Origin of the sequence: Syntrophomonas palmitatica JCM 14374, assembly GCF_001311885.1 — a bacterium.
Taxonomy (GTDB): Bacteria; Bacillota; Syntrophomonadia; order Syntrophomonadales; family Syntrophomonadaceae; genus Syntrophomonas_A; species Syntrophomonas_A palmitatica.
Genome location: NZ_BBCE01000004.1, coordinates 78,415 through 99,150, shown reverse-complemented (window position 1 = coordinate 99,150; position 20,736 = coordinate 78,415). Strand labels below are relative to the sequence as shown.

19 protein-coding genes and 2 pseudogenes are annotated in these 20,736 nt (G+C 46.1%); 2 read left to right on the top strand and 19 right to left on the bottom strand.

What is annotated here, in order from left to right:
* Positions 1-25: 25 nt before the first annotated feature.
* The 12 genes and pseudogenes from JCM14374_RS03520 to sppA all read right to left on the bottom strand — a co-directional run bounded on the left by JCM14374_RS03520 (position 26) and on the right by sppA (position 10,886).
* The gene (locus tag JCM14374_RS03520) at positions 26-1,144 is read right to left on the bottom strand and encodes an NAD(P)/FAD-dependent oxidoreductase (protein ID WP_054693533.1); all 1,119 of its coding nucleotides are present in this window, start codon (positions 1,142-1,144) and stop codon (positions 26-28) included.
* Positions 1,137-1,976 (bottom strand): 3'-5' exoribonuclease YhaM family protein, encoded by an 840-nt coding sequence (locus tag JCM14374_RS03515; protein WP_369397287.1) that lies wholly within the window; start codon positions 1,974-1,976, stop codon positions 1,137-1,139. Before JCM14374_RS03515 ends, JCM14374_RS03520 begins: the two co-directional genes overlap by 8 nt.
* Positions 1,977-1,999: 23 nt before the next feature.
* Positions 2,000-2,131: a hypothetical protein gene (locus JCM14374_RS15125; RefSeq protein WP_278279223.1), complete on the bottom strand. Its 132-nt coding sequence runs from the start codon at positions 2,129-2,131 to the stop codon at positions 2,000-2,002.
* Between the two features lie 29 nt (positions 2,132-2,160).
* Positions 2,161-3,414 (bottom strand): radical SAM family protein, encoded by a 1,254-nt coding sequence (locus JCM14374_RS03510; RefSeq protein WP_054693527.1) that lies wholly within the window; start codon positions 3,412-3,414, stop codon positions 2,161-2,163.
* 89 nt (positions 3,415-3,503) lie between these two features.
* Positions 3,504-4,373, bottom strand: a complete 870-nt coding sequence (locus tag JCM14374_RS03505) for a M23 family metallopeptidase (protein WP_083453843.1) — start codon at positions 4,371-4,373, stop codon at positions 3,504-3,506.
* An 89-nt stretch (positions 4,374-4,462) separates the two neighbouring features.
* Positions 4,463-5,758: a transcription termination factor Rho gene (gene rho, locus JCM14374_RS03500; protein ID WP_054693690.1), complete on the bottom strand. Its 1,296-nt coding sequence runs from the start codon at positions 5,756-5,758 to the stop codon at positions 4,463-4,465.
* 341 nt (positions 5,759-6,099) lie between these two features.
* Positions 6,100-7,093: pseudogene (gene glpX / locus JCM14374_RS03495) on the bottom strand (class II fructose-bisphosphatase).
* Positions 7,094-7,206: 113 nt separating this feature from the next.
* On the bottom strand, positions 7,207-7,845 hold the full coding sequence (gene fsa, locus JCM14374_RS03490; RefSeq protein WP_054693521.1) for a fructose-6-phosphate aldolase: 639 nt from the start codon (positions 7,843-7,845) through the stop codon (positions 7,207-7,209).
* 229 nt (positions 7,846-8,074) lie between these two features.
* Complete coding sequence (locus JCM14374_RS03485; RefSeq protein ID WP_054693518.1) at positions 8,075-8,929, bottom strand: class II fructose-1,6-bisphosphate aldolase; 855 nt, start codon at positions 8,927-8,929, stop codon at positions 8,075-8,077.
* A 23-nt stretch (positions 8,930-8,952) separates the two neighbouring features.
* The gene (locus JCM14374_RS03480) at positions 8,953-9,321 is read right to left on the bottom strand and encodes a response regulator (protein WP_054693515.1); all 369 of its coding nucleotides are present in this window, start codon (positions 9,319-9,321) and stop codon (positions 8,953-8,955) included.
* A gap of 220 nt (positions 9,322-9,541) precedes the next feature.
* Complete coding sequence (locus tag JCM14374_RS03475) at positions 9,542-9,967, bottom strand: YIP1 family protein (RefSeq protein ID WP_054693512.1); 426 nt, start codon at positions 9,965-9,967, stop codon at positions 9,542-9,544.
* Between the two features lie 19 nt (positions 9,968-9,986).
* A complete protein-coding gene (gene sppA / locus JCM14374_RS03470) occupies positions 9,987-10,886 on the bottom strand; it encodes a signal peptide peptidase SppA (RefSeq protein WP_054693509.1) in 900 nt (299 codons plus the stop codon).
* Between the two features lie 525 nt (positions 10,887-11,411).
* Between sppA and JCM14374_RS15605 the strand changes: the two genes are divergently transcribed.
* Complete coding sequence (locus tag JCM14374_RS15605) at positions 11,412-11,897, top strand: hypothetical protein (protein WP_369397283.1); 486 nt, start codon at positions 11,412-11,414, stop codon at positions 11,895-11,897.
* Positions 11,885-12,784 carry an acetyl-CoA hydrolase/transferase family protein gene (locus tag JCM14374_RS03465; RefSeq protein ID WP_369397282.1) on the top strand — a complete coding sequence of 300 codons (900 nt, stop codon included), beginning with the start codon at positions 11,885-11,887 and terminating at the stop codon, positions 12,782-12,784. Before JCM14374_RS15605 ends, JCM14374_RS03465 begins: the two co-directional genes overlap by 13 nt.
* Positions 12,785-12,850: 66 nt before the next feature.
* On the opposite strand, the pseudogene pyrG reads toward JCM14374_RS03465, so the two are convergent.
* The 7 genes and pseudogenes from pyrG to JCM14374_RS03430 all read right to left on the bottom strand — a co-directional run bounded on the left by pyrG (position 12,851) and on the right by JCM14374_RS03430 (position 20,661).
* Positions 12,851-14,459, bottom strand: a pseudogene (gene pyrG / locus JCM14374_RS03460) (CTP synthase).
* A gap of 41 nt (positions 14,460-14,500) precedes the next feature.
* The gene (locus JCM14374_RS03455) at positions 14,501-15,136 is read right to left on the bottom strand and encodes an MBL fold metallo-hydrolase (protein WP_054693506.1); all 636 of its coding nucleotides are present in this window, start codon (positions 15,134-15,136) and stop codon (positions 14,501-14,503) included.
* A gap of 4 nt (positions 15,137-15,140) precedes the next feature.
* Complete coding sequence (gene rpoE, locus JCM14374_RS03450) at positions 15,141-15,371, bottom strand: DNA-directed RNA polymerase subunit delta (RefSeq protein WP_054693503.1); 231 nt, start codon at positions 15,369-15,371, stop codon at positions 15,141-15,143.
* Positions 15,372-15,381: 10 nt separating this feature from the next.
* Positions 15,382-17,064, bottom strand: coding sequence for an arginine--tRNA ligase (argS, locus tag JCM14374_RS03445; RefSeq protein ID WP_054693500.1), 1,683 nt, complete (start codon positions 17,062-17,064; stop codon positions 15,382-15,384).
* A gap of 49 nt (positions 17,065-17,113) precedes the next feature.
* Positions 17,114-18,484 (bottom strand): M1 family aminopeptidase, encoded by a 1,371-nt coding sequence (locus tag JCM14374_RS03440; RefSeq protein WP_054693497.1) that lies wholly within the window; start codon positions 18,482-18,484, stop codon positions 17,114-17,116.
* A 16-nt stretch (positions 18,485-18,500) separates the two neighbouring features.
* Positions 18,501-19,670 (bottom strand): HD-GYP domain-containing protein, encoded by a 1,170-nt coding sequence (locus JCM14374_RS03435; RefSeq protein ID WP_054693494.1) that lies wholly within the window; start codon positions 19,668-19,670, stop codon positions 18,501-18,503.
* Positions 19,671-19,827: 157 nt separating this feature from the next.
* Positions 19,828-20,661 carry an MBL fold metallo-hydrolase gene (locus JCM14374_RS03430; RefSeq protein WP_207641578.1) on the bottom strand — a complete coding sequence of 278 codons (834 nt, stop codon included), beginning with the start codon at positions 20,659-20,661 and terminating at the stop codon, positions 19,828-19,830.
* Positions 20,662-20,736 lie beyond the last annotated feature (75 nt).

The window sequence follows — 20,736 nt, the reverse complement described above, 5'->3', positions numbered from 1 at the left end:
CGTGATAATCAGTGTTACTCGGTGGCTAATTGAACATATTCTCCACCAGTTTGGCTGCGTAACGGGCAATAGCCAGAGCGGCGGTAAGCCCCGGGGATTCGATCCCTATAAGGTTAATAAAGCCGGGCAAGCCATGGCAAGACTCCTCGTTTATTACAAAATCCCTGAACTCCCCGCCTTCGGTTTGCAGCTTGGGGCGTATTCCGGCATAGTCCGGCTGTAAATCCTCCATTTCCAGCCAGGGCAGATAGCGGCGAGCGGCAAAATAGAACTTTTCTTTATAACTATCATCGATGCTGTAATCAATCGTGTCAACGTACCTAGTGTCAGGTCCTAATCTCTGTCCGCCCTGCAAATCGAGGGTCAGGTGTATTCCCAAGCCGTTTTTCTCTGGCAGGGGATAAACCAGGTGGGCAAACTCATATCGCCTGCGCAGGCGGTAATATTCTCCCCGACAGTAATGCAGGCGATACCCGGTTTCATCAATATCTAATCCCGCCATCGCGGCTACAACATCACTGTGTAATCCTGCACAGTTTATGACTACCCTGCTTTTGATTCTCTCCCGGGCGAAAACCAAGATGTAACTGTTGGCAAGCACTTCAATATTATGCAATGGTGAATTGAATAAGACAGTTACCCCGTTTTGACGTGCCTTATAAAAGAGGGCGTACATAAACCGGTGGCTGTCAATTATGCCGGTTGTAGGCGAAAATAAAGCTGCCACAGCCTGTACGTGCGGCTCCATTATCTTAACCTGCCCGGCTTCCAGGTAATCAACTTCTACCCCATTGCTAATCGCTTTTTGGTATAGTTTTTGCAGATCAACCGCCTCTTCTGCAACGGTTGCGGTTACGAGCTTACCGGTGCAGCGATGCGGTATCCTATATTGAGTACAGAATTCATACAGGAGGCGGTTCCCTTCCGCGCAGAACCTGGCTTTAAGGCTGCCCGGCGGGTAGTAGAGCCCGGCATGAATAACCTCGCTGCTGCGGCTGGAAACTTCCTGACCGTAACCGCGGTTTTTCTCTATTAAAAGAATCTGGGCGGCGGGATTTCTATGCGCTAATTCCACAGCTGCGGCCAGGCCTATAACTCCTGCGCCTACCACCACAATGTCTACTTCGGTTTCGTATTTACTCATCCTGGCCTCCGTTATTTTCAGAAGGTAAGCGGTAGGTGAAAAAATACTGCCCAAAGAAGCTGTCATAAGAAGTAAACAGCTCGTCCTGCCCGGCATTTTCATTAATCTTTTCTTTGTAGACAAACAGCTTGGCGTCCAGATTATCCATCATGTAAAGAACAAAGGCTTCCGGGAATAAAGGCACTACCGGAGACCCGAATTCCAGACTGCCGTGGTGGCTTAGTATCATATGCTTGAGCATCCATTCCAGTTTATCGGGAAAGTCCATGCCTTCCTGGCGAAGTTCCTTGATCTTTTCATTCAGCAGTTCGCTTCCCAGGACTATATGGCCCATCAGCCTGCCTGCGGCGGTATATTGGGGAGCGGCTTTAATTTCATACTCCCATATCTTACCAATATCATGAAGAAGGGCGCCGGTAATTAATAGATCACGGTTAAGTTCGGGATAGCTTTCGGCAGCATGCTTACAGGAACGGGCTACATTCAATGTATGCTCTAAAAGCCCGCCCGTATAGTGATGATGTATTTTTCGCGCCGCCGGGGCATTCACAAACATTTTTTCCGTGGCTTCATTAAAAATTCGTTCCAGGAGGGTCTTCATAAAACTATTGTCAATACTGTTAAGCAAAAGCTTAAACTCATAATGCAAGTTCTGCACAGGAACTCCCGGACCCCTCATATACGGCGCGGGATCATCCTCCAGGATTTTAATTCTCCTGGCGGTCAACTGGGAGCGGTTATTATATGTCCCCATGTCTCCCAGGACGCCGACCACATAACCATTTTCAAGCTGTCCTGAAATCTGGCAGTTATCCCAACAGACCACATCGATTTCACCTGAAGCATCGCCGACCTTCAGGTTGATAACCTCCCGTCCGTCTTTAAGTTTACGCTGGTTTTTTTCCAGGAGCAGGTATTTGCCCCAGCCTGGCTGCCATTGGCCAGGGTCTTTAATTCGGCTACACTATAAGGTCCTTTATTAGACATTAAAAACTCTCCCCGTCAGTTCAGTTATTTTAAACCCGGCTATACGGAAGACTGTATGAACCCGTTCTAACCTCCGGCAGTTCTTGCTGCAGAATAGCCAGGAATTCAGTTATCCCTACCGGGTTGCCACCTGGAGGAAAATGATTTAGCAATATATCCGGATCAAAATTAAGGTTGCGCAGTTGAATCATATCGACCCGGTTAGAACGCGCAAACTCCAGCAAAGCATCTATCTCTTCAGGACGGTCAGTAAAACCGGGAAATACCAGGAGGTTTACTGACACATATAAACCCTTGTCTTTAGCATAGCTGATCGATTCCTGTACGTTTTCTAGAGAATAGCTGCGCGGGCGGTGGTATTCATTATAATGATCTTTTACACAGGAAAATATGGTTACCCTCATCGAATCAAGCCCGGCATCACACACCCGGCGAATTCCTCTGGTGAAACCCGCATTGGTATTAATGTTGATGCTCCCCTGGTCACAATCCTTGCGAATACCCCTAATGGCTGCCGCAAGCTTGTCTGCGTTTAAGGCCGGTTCACCTTCACACCCCTGACCAAAACTGATAATTCCGTCTGCAGCCCGAGCAAGATGCTCTCTGCCGACCTGAGTTATTTCCTGGACCGTAGGTGATATCCGCAAGCGCTGCTGGGGAGAATCGTTACCAACATGGTTTTCAGATATACAACCCAGGCAATTCGCATTACAGTTTTTCATAGTAGGGATTCCGCCTTCCCAGCGCTGGTAGAAAATATTCTGGGCGGTAAAACATCCATAATGCAGGGAACAGTGAGCCAATTGCCTGTAAATGCGGTTATCCGGGTACCTTTTGAGCAGCTTTTGTACCCGGGCGGGCAAACCCTCGGTATTATAATTTACCGGATGCCATTTTTTGTGTTCATCGCTTTGCACAGCGGCTACGTATATCTTGCCGTTTTTAAATCCTATAGCTGCATAACCTAACAACGGCATCTTGTTCTGGTTGGGACTGACACAGGCCGGCAGCAGGGTCCGGGTAAAACCCTGCGGCAGCAAAGCCGCCACCGCCAAAACTGGCTCTCCGCTGACCGGTTCTGTTTCCAGACATTCTGTGTTTTGTTTAACAGAAATTCCTACCGGCAAGAAACCGGGCAAACTTACCAGGGATGCTCCGCGCGGCAAAGGTATCATTTCATCCGGGGCAGGTGAAATCCACTGGCCGCCGCTGCGGCCCAGCATCTCCAGTCCCGGATGTTCTATTACTTCACCACGCGAATTAGCGTACATTGTAAAGTACATCTTATCTTTAAAACCCCCGTAATTATGCCTTGAACTCCCTATATAAGACTATACCATCCACAGGCATAAAAAACCCCCTGAGGGGGGTTTTAAGATTTCAAATACCTCAGAGGGTTCATACATCGGCCTTTTTCCCTGACCTCAAAATGCAAATGCGGTCCGGTAGTTCGGCCGGTAACTCCTATTTTACCTATTACCTGGCCCCGGCTTATCCTTTGCCCGTTTTGTACCAGGATTTTGCTCAAGTGGCCATAGACGGTCCGGCGGCCTCCAGAATGGTCAATAAATATAACCTTGCCGTAATTGCCTTTCCAGCCGGCAAATGATACTACCCCGTCTGCAGCGGCCTGAACCGGATCGCCCAGACTGGCAGCGATATCCACACCAAAATGATAGCCCAGGCTGCGCCACCCAAAATAAGATGTTATGGTCCCCATAATTGGCCAACTAATAAATGAACTGAAGCCAATCCCTCGTGATACATTCTTCATGGCCAGAACAGGCTGCTTTCCGCGCGGTAAAATTAAGCTGTCACCAATTTTTAAACATTCGGCATCCACAGCCGGGTTTAAGGATTGTAATTCTGCTACCGAACAATTGTATAGCGCAGCTATATCCCACAGGGTCTCTCCAGAGCTTATAATGTGCAGGGGTGAATGCTGGCTGGGTATTTTAATACTTTGGCCTATATGCAGAATGCTGTTGTCATTTAAACCGTTCAGATTCAGCAGAGTCGTAAGATCTACATCATATTTTCGGGCAATATCCCACAGGGTATCCCCATCCTTAATTTGATAGCTGATTGCCATCTGTTGTCTTATAGCCGAAGCGCTCCTGAACAAAGGGGAAAACTTCCCGTGGCTTAAAGCTGCCCCCGCCGGGTTTGCCATCACCGCAACCGCGCTTATACAAACCAACAGCACGCTTACTACCTTATTCCTGATGAACATCCACCTCATTTCCAGCAGCCCAAAAAATAAAGGGCTCTCTGCCCTTTATTTTTCTCTCATTTTACCTGCTTTATTCAATTATTCCTTGGCATCTTAATTCAGGATTCATATCTGTAGCTGCCATTACGCTGATATTCACGTTTATCGCCGAATACCAGAGGGGCAGCCCGCAACAAGTCCTGATTGGATCTGGTATCTTTTAATGTTTTTAAAATGACCTGCATAGTATCAACCGGGTTTAGTTCACTAATAGTATTGCGCATTATCCAGCTCAGCTCCAATTCCTCGGTGCTGAGCAATAACTCTTCTTTGCGGGTACCGGAACGTTTGATATCAATAGCCGGGAAAATCCGTCTTTCCGCCAGCTTACGATCCAAAACCAGTTCCATATTACCGCGTCCTTTGAATTCTTCGAAAATAACCTCATCCATACGTGATCCCGTTTCTACCAGGGCGGTAGCAATTATGGTCAGGCTGCCTCCCTCTTCTATATTACGTGCGGATCCAAAGAAACGCTTGGGTTTATCCAGTGAAGCCGGATCAATACCGCCAGACAAAGTACGCCCGCTGGGCGGCACTACCAGGTTATGCGCCCGGGCCAGGCGGGTAAGGCTATCCATTAAAATTACTACATCTTTCTTATGTTCGACCAGCCTCTTGGCACGTTCCAGCACCATATCCGTCACTTTTACATGATTTTCAGGTGGTTCATCAAAAGTAGATGCCACCACTTCAGCCTGGGTGGAACGCTGCATATCAGTAACTTCTTCCGGTCGTTCGTCCACCAGCAGGATAATCAGTTCCACCTCAGGATGATTAACGGTTATACCCCGTGCTATCTTCTGCAGCAAAATAGTTTTTCCGGCCTTGGGCGGCGCAACAATTAGGCCGCGTTGGCCCTTGCCGATAGGTGAAATGAGATCAATAATCCGGGCGGGAAATTCCTGCGGTTCTGTCTCCAATTTTAATTTTTCCCTGGGGTATAAGGGTGTAAGCGCATCGAAGTGAATACGTTTAACAGAATCTTCCGGGGGAAAGCTGTTGACATTCATTACCTTCAGCAGGGCAAAGAATCTCTCGTTATCTTTGGGCGAACGCACCTGCCCCCCTACGCGGTCTCCCGTGCGCAGCTCAAACTTCCTGATTTGCGAAGGGGAAACATAAATATCTTCCTGGCTGGGCAGGTAAGCAAACGGCCGCAGAAATCCATACCCGTCCGGCATAATTTCCAGCACTCCCTGGGCCTCCAGGAGTTCGTCCGAATGCGTGAGCGCCTTGGTTATTTCGAAAACCAGCTCTTTCTTGCGCAGTTTTGAATAACCGATTAAGTTTAATTCTCTGGCTATCTGGTATAACTCGACCATGGTCTTGTTATCCAGTTCTGAAATGTTGATACCCAATGATTGCCTCCTTTCGTATTATTTATTTCCAAATTAATTGTTTCCGGTAAAATCATTAGGAAAAAGAGTAAGAGATTGGAAACGTTGTCCCGTCTAATAAAACTTAATCCTGAACAGGATGAGCATAATCGCTTTTAACACGCAAAATCTGCCTGAAAATCTGGTTAGCGCCGTAATCTCAAACAATACCGAAACTTAAACGCCGGTTCCATAGGACATGAAAGTACGGAAGCGCTGCTCGAAGTGTCACCTGAAGGAAATATTGAATATTCCTGTATTTATTATACCTTAGAAAAACAAAAAAAATAACCTGCCCATAAACTTTTTATCAAATATCACTCCATAATGATTTTAATACGTTGATCTTTGAATAAGGGCTTTTTATCTAAATGATGGTATGCCTCAATGTGTCTAATGGTACCGGAGGTACTGCGCATAACCAGCGTTTGGGTTATACCCCGGCGTTTATGGTAGCGTACGCCCTTTAACAAAAATGAATCGGTAATGCCTGTAGCTACAAATATAACATCATCTGACTTTACCAGTTCATCAAGAGAAAAAACCTTGTTAACATCGCTGATTCCCATTTCGTGGCAGCGGCGGATTTCCTCCGGAGCTTCGTCACCCTCCGGGCACAGACGTCCTTGAAAATCGCCCCCCAGGCATTTTAAGGCCGCGGCGGTTATTACTCCTTCAGGAGCCCCGCCTATTCCCATAAGTATATCAACTCCAGAGTCTTCATAAGCAGCAGCTACCCCTGGAGATACATCGCCGTCAGTAATGAGCTTTATCCGGGCTCCCGCCCGGCGGACTTCTTCAATAATCTCCCGATGGCGCGGACGGTCCAAGATTACCACTGTAACCTCGCTCATCAGTTTGTCCAGGGCCCGGGCCACTTCCTTCAAATTTTCCTTTACGGTAGCTTCCAGGTGAACCCTGCCCCTGCATTCAGGACCAACAGCAATCTTATCCATATACATATCAGGCGCATGTAATAAAGAAGAGCGGGGAGCAACCGCCAGTACGGAAATAGCTCCAGTTAAACCCTTGGCTACTATACTGGTTCCCTCCAAAGGATCAACCGCAATATCAACAGCCGGAGCCGCTCCTATGCCTACTTTTTCTCCGATATACAGCATGGGCGCTTCATCCATCTCGCCCTCGCCTATTACTACCAGGCCATCAACCGAGACCGTATCAAACATTACCCTCATGGCTGTCACTGCAGCATCATCTGCAGCGTCTTTGTTGCCTTTGCCTACAGCGCGCCGAAGCCAGAGCAGCCGCTTCCGTAACCCTGGCAAATTCCAAGGCCAATTCCCGTTCCAAAATTCAAACCCTCCAAACAAACGCTTCCGCCCTGATTGACACAGATTGAAAATCATGACCAATAGAAATTAAAAAAATAAAATATGATCTGTGTCCTCCTAGGGCCAATTATTTTATTTATTCTTCCAATCTTGCAGGAATTTCTCTATGCCTGCATCCGTTAAGGGATGTTTAATCATCAGCTTTATGACCGAAAACGGTATGGTGGCTATATGAGAGCCCATACGCGCCGCTTCTACCGCATGCATGGGATGACGAATGCTGGCAGCAATTACTTCGGTATCCAGTAAATACTGATCAAAAATGGTTACGATATCATGCAGCAATGCAAGGCCATCATTACCATTGTCGTCCACTCGACCTATAAAGGGACTTACAAAACTGGCGCCTGACCTGGCTGCCAGCAAGGCTTGGTTGGCAGAAAAAACAAGGGTGGCATTGGTCTTAATCCCCTTGAGATTCAGGGTGTGGATAGCCCGCAGACCGTTCTCGGTGACAGGAATCTTAATGACCACATTGGGATGAATCGCTGCCAGTTCTTGCGCTTCACGAATCATGGATTCGTAGTCCAAACCGATTACCTCGGCACTGATGGGGCCGTCAACCAGAGCGCATATTTCTTTTAATACCTGGTGATAATCACGGTGCTCCTTTGCTACCAGGCTCGGATTGGTGGTCACGCCAGCTATAAAACCCATATCAGCTGCTTCTTTGATCTCCTCTATATTAGCAGAATCAATAAAAATGCGCAAAAAAATCCCCCTTTTATTCAATACGAAAATAGACGCTGAATTATTATGACCTGAGTTTAAAACCTATGACAGACGTTACTTTTAACCCTTGCCATACCGATAAAAACTGTATTCCTGAAGCCACATCGCGACTTTAAAACAGAATCCCGGAACGGACAAAACTTCGCAGATTGTCGTTAATAACAAATCATAAAAAAGAATCTGCGCAAAACCTGCGTCAAAAAACCCGTTACGCCTGGCCGGAACTGCCAAAAAGCTTGATCTTTTCCCGAATCAGTTCTACAGCCGCTTCCCGTCCAGGCCCTAATATTTTGCGAGGATCAATTTCTTCCGGTTTATCTTGCATGGCCTTGCGCATAGCCCATACAAAAGCTTCGCGAATATTAGTATCAATATTCACCTTGCGTACGCCGAGGCTTATAGCGCGGCTTACCGCTTCGTCCGGCACCCCGGAAGAACCGTGCAGGACAATGGGCAAACCGGTCAGGGAACGAATTGTCTCCAAACGGGCAAAGTCGAGTTTCGGTTCGCCTTTGTATTGCCCGTGAGCAGTCCCAATAGCGACAGCCAGACTGTCTACAGGAGCTTTTTCCGCAAAATAACGAGCTTCTTCGGGATCAGTAAACATAGCTTCCTGGTCACTGACGGTAACATGATCTTCAGTCCCGCCTATTTTGCCCAGTTCCCCTTCTACTGATACCCCTACAGGACGAGCTATCTCTAATACTTTATTAGTAATCTTAATGTTTTCTTCCAGAGGAAGTTTGGAACCATCGAACATGACTGAACTAAATCCGCTGCGTATGCATTTTACTACCTGTTCGAAATCCGTACCGTGGTCTAAATGCAGCGCAATAGGAATAGCTGTATTTTCAGCGGCAATTTTAACCATACCCGTTATATAGTGTAACCCCGCATAAGATATGGCGCCTTGGCTGGCCTGCATTATAACCGGAGCATTTTCCAGTTCCGCCGCTTTAACAATGGCTTGGATTATCTCCATATTGTTGGCATTGAAAGCTCCCACCGCATATCCTTTTTGTTCTGCTTTGGCTAATAGTTCATGTACTGCAACCAGTGCCATTCGTAAGTCACCTCACTGTTAATTTAGGATGCCTTTTGTTCATATAATTGATTAACCATATCCCGTAAATGAATAATGTCAAATGGTTTGGTTATGCATTTCCTCACTCCTACTTCCAGGGCTTCCCTGACTATATCCATTTCACCATAAGCGGTCATCATAATTATCATAAGTTCAGAATCCTGGGCAAGTATTTGCCTGGAAGCATCTAAACCATTCATACTTGGCATTTTCATATCCATTAATATTATGTCCGGTTTAAGATTACCCGCACATTCTACGGCCTCGCGTCCATCATTGGCTATTGATACCTCCCATCCGTCTTTCTTAAAAAGCTCTTGCAGCAAGCGTCTTACACCCTTCTGGTCATCTACTATTAATATCCGTCTCATGCAGGTCCCTCCCAAACTTATCTACCATTAATTTCTTCACTTAGATAAATTCTCCTGCTGATAAATGTAATTTATTTTATTAATGATACAGCTGCATATGATACCCAAAGAATCAGGAAAAGAAATATTAATAATAGAAAGCCGGGTGACAGGAATAAGAGTATAGCTTGCCCGCTTTGTATATCAAGCGCTTCCCGCAAAGCAAGTATTTGCAATGATATCATCCATAATATAGCCAAAAATGAACATAAAAACCCGACGGTTGTAAAGTCAAGCAAAAGGCGCCGTACTGGCAGGCCGAACCTATAACTCCTGGAAAAGCCGCAAAGCAAAAACAAGCCAGTATCCCCACGGCGTTTCCTTTCTTGAATATTATTTCGCTCAGCAGCGAATACAATCCTGCCAGGAAGAAAAGCACCAGAAAAGAAAAAAATATCCCCATCCATCCTATAATCCAGAACCATTGTGCTTTATGCATAATTGAAACAGTGTTTTGATGCAGCAAAATACCGCGATAAAGCGGAAGGTTTATAACCGAAATAACCAGAAATACGAGGAGAGAGAGGACCACAGGCTTATCCTCCCCTATTTTCTTAAAAGTTGCAGACGGCGCAAATATAAGCCCATATATAATATCGCTTAACACATCGCAATCCTCCCTCAAATTAGTATCTCATTCTCACAAATCCCTCATGAGGTAAAAGTGAGGGGGCCAGAACATTGCTTAACAAATCATTCCAGAAGCTATTTGCATTCAATACCTCGACCGTACTGTCCTTTTTTAAACCAGCCATTTTTCTGGCCAGGTCCAGGGCATCATAATAGTTACCCAGTTTATCAACCAAACCGAGTTTAAGAGCCATTTTCCCGCTAAAAATCCTGCCGTCAGCAATTTTTATAAGTTCGCTGCGGGTAATTTTACCCTTACGTCCCTTTTCCACCTGATTTAAAAACTGCTCATATGAATCCCCCACAATCTCCTGTAAGAATTTGCGTTCTTCAGGAGTCAACGGCCGCGCAGACGATCCTATATCCTTGTAGCTCCCGCTCTTAATAACCTCCTGGCGAATACCCAGTTTCTCATATAAACCTTGCAAATTGCTGAATTCCATGATTACTCCGATACTACCGGTAAGAGAGGCCGGATTGGCAACAATCTGGTCGCTGCTGCAGGCTACCCAGTATCCTCCCGATGCACAAACATCACCCATAGATGTTACTACCGGTTTGCCGCTTTTACGCAAGCGGTCAAGTTCTACCCCAACTTCCTGAGCTGCCACCGAAGTGCCGCCCGGGCTGTTAATCCGCAGCACCACAGCCTTTATATCCTTGCGGTCCCGGGCTGTTCTGATGGCTTCCATAATTTTTTCCGCGCTGGCAGTATTGGCTTCCAGCATGGGAGCCGATCCGGTTTCACCTAAAAACCCGTTTATTTCAATAACCGCAAGGGTTTGTGCCCCTTTTAACGTTCCGGCACTGTCGTAGCTGCTGCTGTTATTAAACGCTAAAGCCCCCATGCTTAATAAAAATACCGTCAAGATTCCAACCAGCAATTTCTTTTTCAAATACAGCTCCTCCTTATAACAGCCTGGTATCCTCTTGCCTGATTTATTTGCCTGGCAATTCAGAATAAATTCTCGCAATATGAATATTTATTTTCTATAATTTATGTACGAATTTTTCATTAAATTATCACATACTTCAATTTTTTCTTCCAGTCCCAAGGTCTGTCGGGTATCTTGTGTTCAAATTTCCAAATCACTAATTTTTTATGCATTTTATTAATTCGGGCCAATTATTCTAGTTCTTCGATACATTTCGACTAAATTTCATCCTTTTTGTGATCTATTTCCCATGTAATACCTGCTGTTGAGAAAAAAAATTTTATTCTTCCGTATTTATTAGAAGGATTACAAAAAAAGAATAAGAAATGTATACATAGAATAGTTAAGGAGATATAGAATTCCAGAGGGGGGTATGGGAGCTTTTTTCGGAATATTTTGTTTTTTGAGTCAAGCCGTATAAAGGTTTGGGCTTAATGCAGTACAACTGCAAGCTATAGAGAAAAATATTTTTGGGGGGTAGCTGAATTGAATACTTTTTTAGAGGAATACAAACGTAAATTAATCACTGCTGAACAAGCCGCCAGATTGATCCAGTCCAACGACATTATCGAGTACGGTATGTTTGCCACCAAACCCGTTGATTTCGATGTGGCCCTGGGGAAAAGAGCCGGGGAACCGGGCCTGGAGAATGTGTCTATTCGCGGTACCGGCGGGGTATTGCCCATTCCTGAAGTCATAAAAAGTGACCCTGAACAGAAATCTTTCCAATATTTTAGCTGGTTTTTCACTGCGCTTGACCGCAAAGCGGGAGATTTCGGACTTTGCTGTCATAATCCCTTCAATTACCACGAAGCCACTATTCTGGCCTACAGCCAGGATTTTTACAAACTATGGCCAGATGTCTGGGTAGCTCAGACCACGCCCATGGATAAACACGGTTGTTTTAACTTCGGCCTGGGCAACTCCCATAACCGAGGAGTAGCCTGGGAAGCAAACGGTTGGCTATTGTAGAAGTAAATGAAAACATGCCGCGCTGCCTGGGAGGTAATGACGAATACGTTCATATCAGCGAGATTGATTATATAATAGAAGGTTCCAACACTCCCATATTTACGGTTCCGCCCGCAGCCGCTCCCACCCCGGAAGAATCAAAAATCGCCGCTTACATTATGGAGGATATTCCTAACGGGGCCTGTATACAACTGGGAATTGGCGCTATGCCTAACCTTTTAGGCACTATGCTGGCTGATTCCGATCTGAAGGATCTGGGTGTCCAGAGTGAAATGTTCTGCGATGCATTTGTAAATATGTATGAAAAGGGCAAGATAACCAATGCCCGTAAAAATTACGATATAAATAAGAGCACCTATTCCTTTTCGCTGGGTACCAAGGAAACCTATGACTTTTTGGATGACAACCCCCTGTGCGGTTCCTGCACCGTGCAATATACCAATGACCCGTCTAATATAGCCAGACAGGATAATATGATTGCAATTAACAATATCCTGGAAATCGATCTGTTGACCCAGGTCTGCTCAGAGAGTTCCGGGCTGCGTCAGATATCCGGCACCGGAGGACAGCTTGACTTTGTTATAGGCGCTTTCCACTCCAAAGGCGGCAAAGCCTACCTGGCCTTTAGTTCCACCTACAAGGATAAAGAGGGCAATCTTCATTCCCGTATTAAACCTATGCTGACGCCAGGCGGAGTAGTAACTGTACCCCGTACGGTAGTGCAGTATGTGGTTACAGAATACGGCAAAGTAAACATGAAAGCGCTCTCCATCTGGGGCAAAGCTGAAGCTATCATCAGCCTGGCTCATCCCCAGTTCCGTGATGAGCTGGTTCAGCAAGCCAAAGAAATGAAAATCTGGTCCAAAACCAACCGCATTCCTTTCTAATAAAAACTACAAAAGCGCCCCTGGCCGTAATCGCCGACCGGGGGCGCTTTTATTTCTTCCCTGGCCTCACTTGCTGCGGCGGTATTCCAAAGCGCCTGCAATAAGACCCATGAATAAGGGATGCGGTCGGTTAGGCCGCGATTTAAATTCGGGATGAAACTGGCAGGCTGCAAACCAAGGGTGTTCGCTTATTTCCACCATCTCCACCAGCCTTCCGTCCGGTGATAGTCCGCTGATTTTCAATCCGTTTTTCTCCAGGTCCTCACGGTATTCATTGTTTATTTCATAGCGGTGCCGGTGACGTTCAGTTATTTTTAAGCTGCCATATACCTGGTGAACCCGGCTGCCCGGCATAATTTCGCACGGGTAGCTCCCAGGCGCATAGTTCCGCCCTTTTTATCAACGTTTTCCTGGTCCGGCATCAGATGCACCACCGGATGAGGAGTATCCAGAGCAAATTCAGAACTATTGGCGCCTTTATAACCGCATACATTACGGGCATACTCAATAACGGCACACTGCATGCCCAAACATATGCCCAGGAAAGGCACACCCTTTTCCCGGGCGAACCTGGCGGTGGCTATTTTCCCTTCTATACCCCTTTCGCCAAACCCCCCCGGAACCAATATGGCATCCACATCAGCCAGCAGTTCTTCGGCCCCGTCCTTTTCAATCTGTTCAGCATAGATATATTTCAGATCGATTTCACAGTTGTACTGAAATCCGGCATGTTTTAAAGATTCCGCAATACTTAAATAAGCATCGGGAAGTTCGACATACTTGCCCACCAAACCTACCCGTACCTTTCGTTCCAGGTGATTCAGCTTTTTAATGATTTCCTGCCACTCGTTTAAATCGGCTTCAACGGCGCTATTTAGACCCAACCGTTTTATTACTTCCCGATCCAGACCCTCTCTAGCCAACATTAAAGGCACCTCGTAGATGGATGAGGCATCTTTCAGTTGGATAACCGCCTCCCGTTCCACATCACAAAATAGGGCCATTTTAGCCTTGAGGTCTTCAGACAGGTCCTTTTCGGTCCTGCAGACCAGGATATCAGGCTGAATACCTATGCTTCGAAGTTCTTTCACGCTGTGCTGGGTAGGTTTGGTTTTCAGTTCGCCCGCGGCCCTGATATACGGCACCAGGGTTACATGAATATATAAAACGCGATCACGGCCTAATTCAAACTTTAATTGGCGAATGGCTTCCAGGAAGGGCAGGGATTCGATGTCGCCTACAGTTCCGCCGATTTCAGTAATAACTACTTCCGGATGCAGTTCCTTTTCGATCAGGGTAACCCGATCCTTAATTTCATTGGTTATATGCGGGATTACCTGCACCGTCTGCCCAGGTAATCACCTTTGCGTTCTTTGTCCAGGACCGCCTGGTATATCCTGCCTGTGGTGCAGTTAGCGTATTTGGTAAGGTTCTCGTCCACAAACCGCTCATAATGACCGACATCCAGATCGGTTTCAGCCCCGTCCTCAGTAACATATACCTCCCCATGCTGGTAGGGACTCATGGTACCAGGGTCAACATTAATATACGGGTCAAACTTCTGCAAAGCGACTTTCACGCCCCGGCTTTTTAAAAGCCGCCCCAAAGAAGCTGCCGTTATCCCCTTCCCCAAGGATGACACCACCCCGCCGGTGATGAATACATACCTGGTCATTAGGTTCCCTCTCCTTTCGCAAACCTCGATGAATTGGTTGATTATGGCACCGGATAATCCAACACGATTACCCCGGATTTATTTGCTAGGCTTTGTTCATCAATTTCCAAATAAGGCAATTTAACATATTTATCAAACCGGGCCGTGAATTGCTCCAGCGGGTCCAGTTGAATCGTACAATGCGGTGTCCTGAAATGCATTGGTATTATTATTGGCGGACGCAATATTTCAGCCACAGAAAAAGCCTCGGCCGCGTTTATGGTATACCTGCCGCCAACCGGAATCAATAAAATATCGACCTTGCCTGCCGCCTGCACCTGTCTGTCATCAAGAATATGCCCCAGATCGCCCAGGTGAATTAGGTTAAGGTTCTCTATCTCCATTTTAAATATGGTGTTTGGGCCCCGTTCCTGTCCCTGGTTTTTATCATGAAAACTGGGGATGCCTTTGATGTGAACGCCCTTTATATCATAGCTGCCAGGTTTGTTTATTACCTGGGGTTTGTTTTTCAGATATTCAACCGCGTTATGGTCGTAGTGTTCATGGCTTACGGTGACTATATCTGCCGGACCGTCATACAGACCATATCCAACGCGGGGATGAAAGGGGTCGGTAATAATCCTAATATCTCCTGCGGTTATTAAAAAAGACGCATGCCCTAACCATCTTATCTGCAAAAGCTTACACTTCTTTCCTTATGCGGTTTATGTCATAGTACCAGTAGCCTTCGCCTTGATAAATCAGGCGGTTGTCAAGATTTAAACGGGTATAAACCGAGGTATAAGCCGCCGTCTCTTTTTTTTTGCCCATCTGTTCCATGATTGCGTCCAACAAATCCCGGTAATACATAGCTTCTTTTTTCTCAGATAAAATCTTTACCGCCCAATCTGCCTCACTGCGTTTTCTCTGCATAAAAACCCTCCTACATTCTCTGGGGGGAACTCACTCCCAGTACATCCAGAGCGTTCTTTATTGTTATTCTCGTAATTTCTGTTAATAATAAACGCGCCGCCTGGAGTGCAGGATCATCATTCAGCACCCGGTGGTGATTATAGAAGCTGTGAAAGAGTCCGGCCAGGTCCAGAACATATCTGGCAATACGATGCGGCGCCAGGGTGCGGGCCGCAATCAGAATTTCTTCGGGGAAATCAGCTATTTTTCTCAGCAGGGCCAGTTCTTCTTCCTCTTGTAAAAGGGTGGTATCGATAACAGCTATATCAGGCAAACTTATTCCCGCAGCTTCAGCCTGCCGAAAAATACTGCAAATCCGCGCATGAGAATATTGCACGTAATAAACTGGGTTTTCCTGGCTCTCCTGCTTGGCCAGTTCAAGGTCAAAATCAAGATGGCTGTCGGGACTGCGCATGACAAATGAGAACCGGGCCGCGTCTTTACCTACTTCATCAATTAATTCATCAAGAGATACGGTAGTGCCTGTGCGTTTTGACATGCGAATCAGGTTTTTGCCGCGGTAAAGCCGTACCAGCTGCATGAGCAGGATATCCAGGCGGTCGGGGTCATAGCCCAGAGCTTGCATAGCTCCTTTCATGCGGGCTACATGTCCGTGATGATCTGCGCCCCATACATTTATAACCCAGTCAAAACCCCGTTCGAATTTATTTTTATGATAGGCTATATCAGCGGCGAAGTAAGTGGGCAGCCCATTGGCGCGAATTACAACTTCGTCTTTTTCATCGCCAAAAGCGGTGGACTTGAACCACCAGGCCCCCTCCTCTTCGTACAAATATCCGCGTTCTCGCAGATATGCCATTACTTCTTCAATCTGCCCGCTTTGATGCAGGGTTAATTCGCTGAACCAATGATCATATTCTATTCCAAAGCGCTCCAGGGTTTCTTTAATATAGTTTATTTTCTCTTCCAGGGCACACTTTACTATAAACAGCCTGCGTTCACCAGGCTCCATCTTAAGCAGCTCAGGCCCGTGGCTGGATATAATGGTTTTTACGGTTTCCATCACGTCGCGTCCCGCGTACCCGTTTTCGGGGAAAGGCACATCATGTCCGGTTAATTGTAAATACCGGGCTTCCAATGAATCAGCAAATATTTCAATCTGATTCCCGGCGTCATTGATATAAAATTCCCTTTCCACATCATAACCGGCCCGCTCAAGTATATTGGCCATGGTATCTCCTATGGCCCCGCCCCTGGCGTTCCCCATATGCAGGTTCCCCGTGGGGTTGGCGCTGACAAACTCCACCTGCACTTTCATATGGCGGCTTTCATGAAAACCATACCTGTCACCCATTTGGTAAACTGCAGCCGGAAGTCTGTACAACCAATCCTGGCTGAGAAATATGTTTATAAATCCCGGGCCGGCGGTTTCTATTTTCTGTATTTCCCCAAGTTCGTCCGTTTTTATATTAGCCAGAATAAGCTCGGCTATTTTGCGGGGAGCCAGCCTGGCTTCACGTGCCAGAAGCATGGCTATATTACAAGCGAAATCACCGTGTCCTTTTTCTCTGGGTACTTCAATAACAAAGTCAGGCAGAACCTGAAAATTAAGCTGTCCCTGGCTTTGTGCCTTTTTTGCCGCTTGTACCAGGATATCTTTCAGGTACTCCTGAATATCTTGAATAGGATTCATTTTTATCCTCCTGGAATGAAATATAGATTCGGCGCTAAAACTTTATTAATTACAGGCAGCTCTTTATATCCTGATTGGTTTCGTCCTCAATGATCTTGTTAAGATCATAGCCGGTAGCCATACCATAACGAAACTCCCGGATCAGGCGCTGCAATATTCTAAACATATCGTCACGGTCAAGTTTTTTCTCTAAAACAAAACAAAAATCAGCTTTATCTTTATATTGTGCGGGAAGTTCTGGTTCTGCGGCCTCGATACGGGACGATTGCAAATACTGTTGTGCTGACCACCAGGCCAGACCCTCCTCAAGCCACGGTTCGTTCAATGAATCGCTGCCTACCAGGTTATGCCACCACAGATGAGCCATACTATCAGCCAGAATCTTTTTGCACTCGGCCTTACCGGCCAGAACATCCTGGCCTAAAAGTATCAGCCCGGTATGTTCCATTCCATGAGATGTCTTCACCGGTACAATTGCCAGCGCAAGCTCCTCATCCGGATATTCTCCCAGCGCCCGGGAATAATAATCCAAAATCTCTCCGCTGTTCTTGAGTATGGACCTTTCAATCCCCGCCTGAGATGACGGTACGAAGGCTTTAAGCGTTCTGCCCTTTACCTCTGCCTTGATTTCTTTGTAATCATACATTACCAACAGGCAAAAGTCACGGATATTTTGCCCGTCAATCATAAAGGTTTGACGTCCATTATCCTCAGCCAGAGAATCGCTGACCCTTCCCGGCGATATGAAGCTGTAGCCATCAGGAATATTCAGTCTGACTATATAATTAGCGCTTTGGAAACCAAGGCGGTTTTGCGGTGCTTGTTCGCTATGCTGCCAGGATTTTTCATCCATAATGTTCATGGCCGGATAAAAATTTTCTAACATGAAGACTCCGTCCTTGCTCCCATAACCATAGGCCAATTTAGGGATTTTGCACTCCCAATTGATTTCGATTTTCATCTTTTTCCCGGGGAGAATTTCTCCTGATAATGGTATCTTTACCGATACCCCCCGAATTTCATACTCGTTAATCCGGCCATTGACCTTGAATTTTTTAATCTTTATCCACCCCGGGTCAAATCCGTCATAATATGCATCAACAGGAGCCGGACTGGTGCTGGCATCACGAAAAGCGTCCGGATAGACCGTAAACCATAATTCATTTATGGGTCCTTTTGTAGTGTTTACCGTTTCCAAAACTGTGCTGCCATACAGAACCCGCTGCATCATGTCAAGGTAGAGGCCCATACAATACGTAGTTTGGCGGGGATCGGGAAATTTTTGTATAATATGCTGCGGCTTTTCGGTTCGGGCTAGGCTGGGACTGTGCGCAAAATACACATAGTATATAAGTCCCGCCGCAAAAGCAACCCCGACAACAATAGCCGCCATGTATATCTTATGTACTTTCCGATGCATTCCTTAACATCTGCCTTTAATCTGATATTGTGTCCCTGGGTGTCTCCAATTCCTCCAGAACCACTACCACCAGGGGATCAAAGTTCATGCCGGTGGCATGTTTTATTACCTCTACCGCCTGTTTATGATCTAATCGTTCCTCTTCAGCGCTAATGCAGGTTAAAGCGTCAAATACATCAGCTACAGCTATTATACGCGCTAAAAATGGTATTTGGTTATGTTTTAAACCTGCAGGAAACCCGCTGCCGTCATAACGCTCATGATGATGAAGAACAGCCAATTTTACCTCAGTCCAAAAAGCGTCTTCCGGTATCAAACCAGCCCCCAGCGAAGCATGGTCCAGTTCAGTCCCTGGCGGCTCTCCTGCTTCAGGCATAGAGTTCGGGACTATTTTGCCAATATCATGCAATAAAGCAGCATAATTGAGGGCTTCTAATTCTGATTCATCCAAGCCCAGCTTCCTGCCCAGTTCTAATGACATCTTCCTGACCCGCATGGCATGACCATTAAATTCAGGGGCGGATGATTCAACTGCTTTCAGCAGTATTTCTATCAAAGCCAGGGTTTCTCTTTCCTTTTTATTTACTTCTTCCTGGAGATGCAGTGCGGCAAATCCCATCCTGCATAAATTTAACAGAAGTTCTCTTTTGGCTTCGAATCGGGACATACCGTCATGAGGCTCAACTATAAACAGGGAGGCCTTTCGATCGGCAGGTGCGGCCAGCGGCAGTATTATGAATGAATTAATTTTTGCGGGCAAAGACTCAAACTCATAGTCTTTGCTGGCACGGGTTATTATTTCAGCTTTGTCCATATTACGGGTTTTATGTGCAATGTCCAGCCAGCCGGGATATTCCTTACATATTTCATCCGGGCAAATCCCTATCCCCTCAATCCATATAAATGAGTATTCGGCAGGATAAATCCTCGGCACCCAAAAGTTTAGCTGCCGTAATTTTGATCTGTCCTCCGCTGCGAACAATTTGAGAAAAGCACGCTGGTAAGTCAGCAAATCTTCTATATGCCTTCCCCGTGACCAGTTTGCCGCCATATAGTAACATAAAGCAAGGGCTGTAACGAAGAACAGACAGGCCACCGCAAGCGGGGGCAGCAATTCCCAGGTTATCAGGGAAGTTATCAGAGCCGTAAAAACAAAACCCGCTAAAATACTAAATTTTGCGTTCACTATTTTTATCTCACCTTAACAAGTATTTATTATATGATTATTTCTCTTACCGCAACTAAAAATCCTATCTATCACCATTAATTACTCAACTTCACTCTTTAATTAAGGAAAACATAACGCTTTATCCAAGCCAGGAGGCAAAGCAGCCTCTCGCCTATTAAAACACCAGGCTGGCCCTGGAATCAGGATATGTCGATAATATGGTTACATCTTGCCCCAGTTTGCAGCCATTGGCTTTTAACAGTGAAGCCACCGTTCTTTCGGCTACAGCCGGGTGATTGTTCTGCTGGCTGAGGTGGGCCAGAAAGACCTTCATTCTCTCCTGGCGCGGTATAGTACATAGAAGTTGGGCAGCCTCAAGATTGGAAAGATGCCCCCTTTGCCCTAGAATGCGTTGTTTAAGAAATGCCGGGTAAGAACCGTTTTTTAACATATTAATATCATGATTTGACTCCAGTACGGCCACATCAGCATAACTAAGGGCCTGTACCACCTCCGGAGTAACCTTGCCCAGATCTGTAGCTACCACCCACTTTTTGCGGCGGTAATAAAAACAAAAACCTACCGGATCAGCTGCGTCATGAGAGATGGCAAAGGCTTCTATATCTATCTGCCCTACGGAAAAAGACTGGCCAATCATCTTAAAACATTGATCAGGTATTTTCTCCCGCCCCGGCAGCATTTCCCATGTAGCTCCCCTGGTATATACGGGAATGTCGTATTTCTTAGCCAGCAAGGGGAGTCCTTTAACATGATCGCTATGTTCATGCGTTACCAGAATTCCGTCCAGTTCACCCGTTTTTATCCCTAACTCCGCCAGGCCCTTCTCAATACGCCGGGTGCTTATTCCGGCATCCACCAGCAGTCTGGTCGCTCCCATCTGCAGCAGGATGCAGTTACCCGTACTGCCGCTGGCCAAAATATGTATTTGCATAATGACTAACCTTTCTAGAATAATAAATAGAAGGATGTTCTGAACTCTGACCTTCATAACCTTTCAGATCACCCGCAGGCGGTTGTGTGTATTTATTCTTTCGCTTAATATCGATTATACAGCATGTATGCT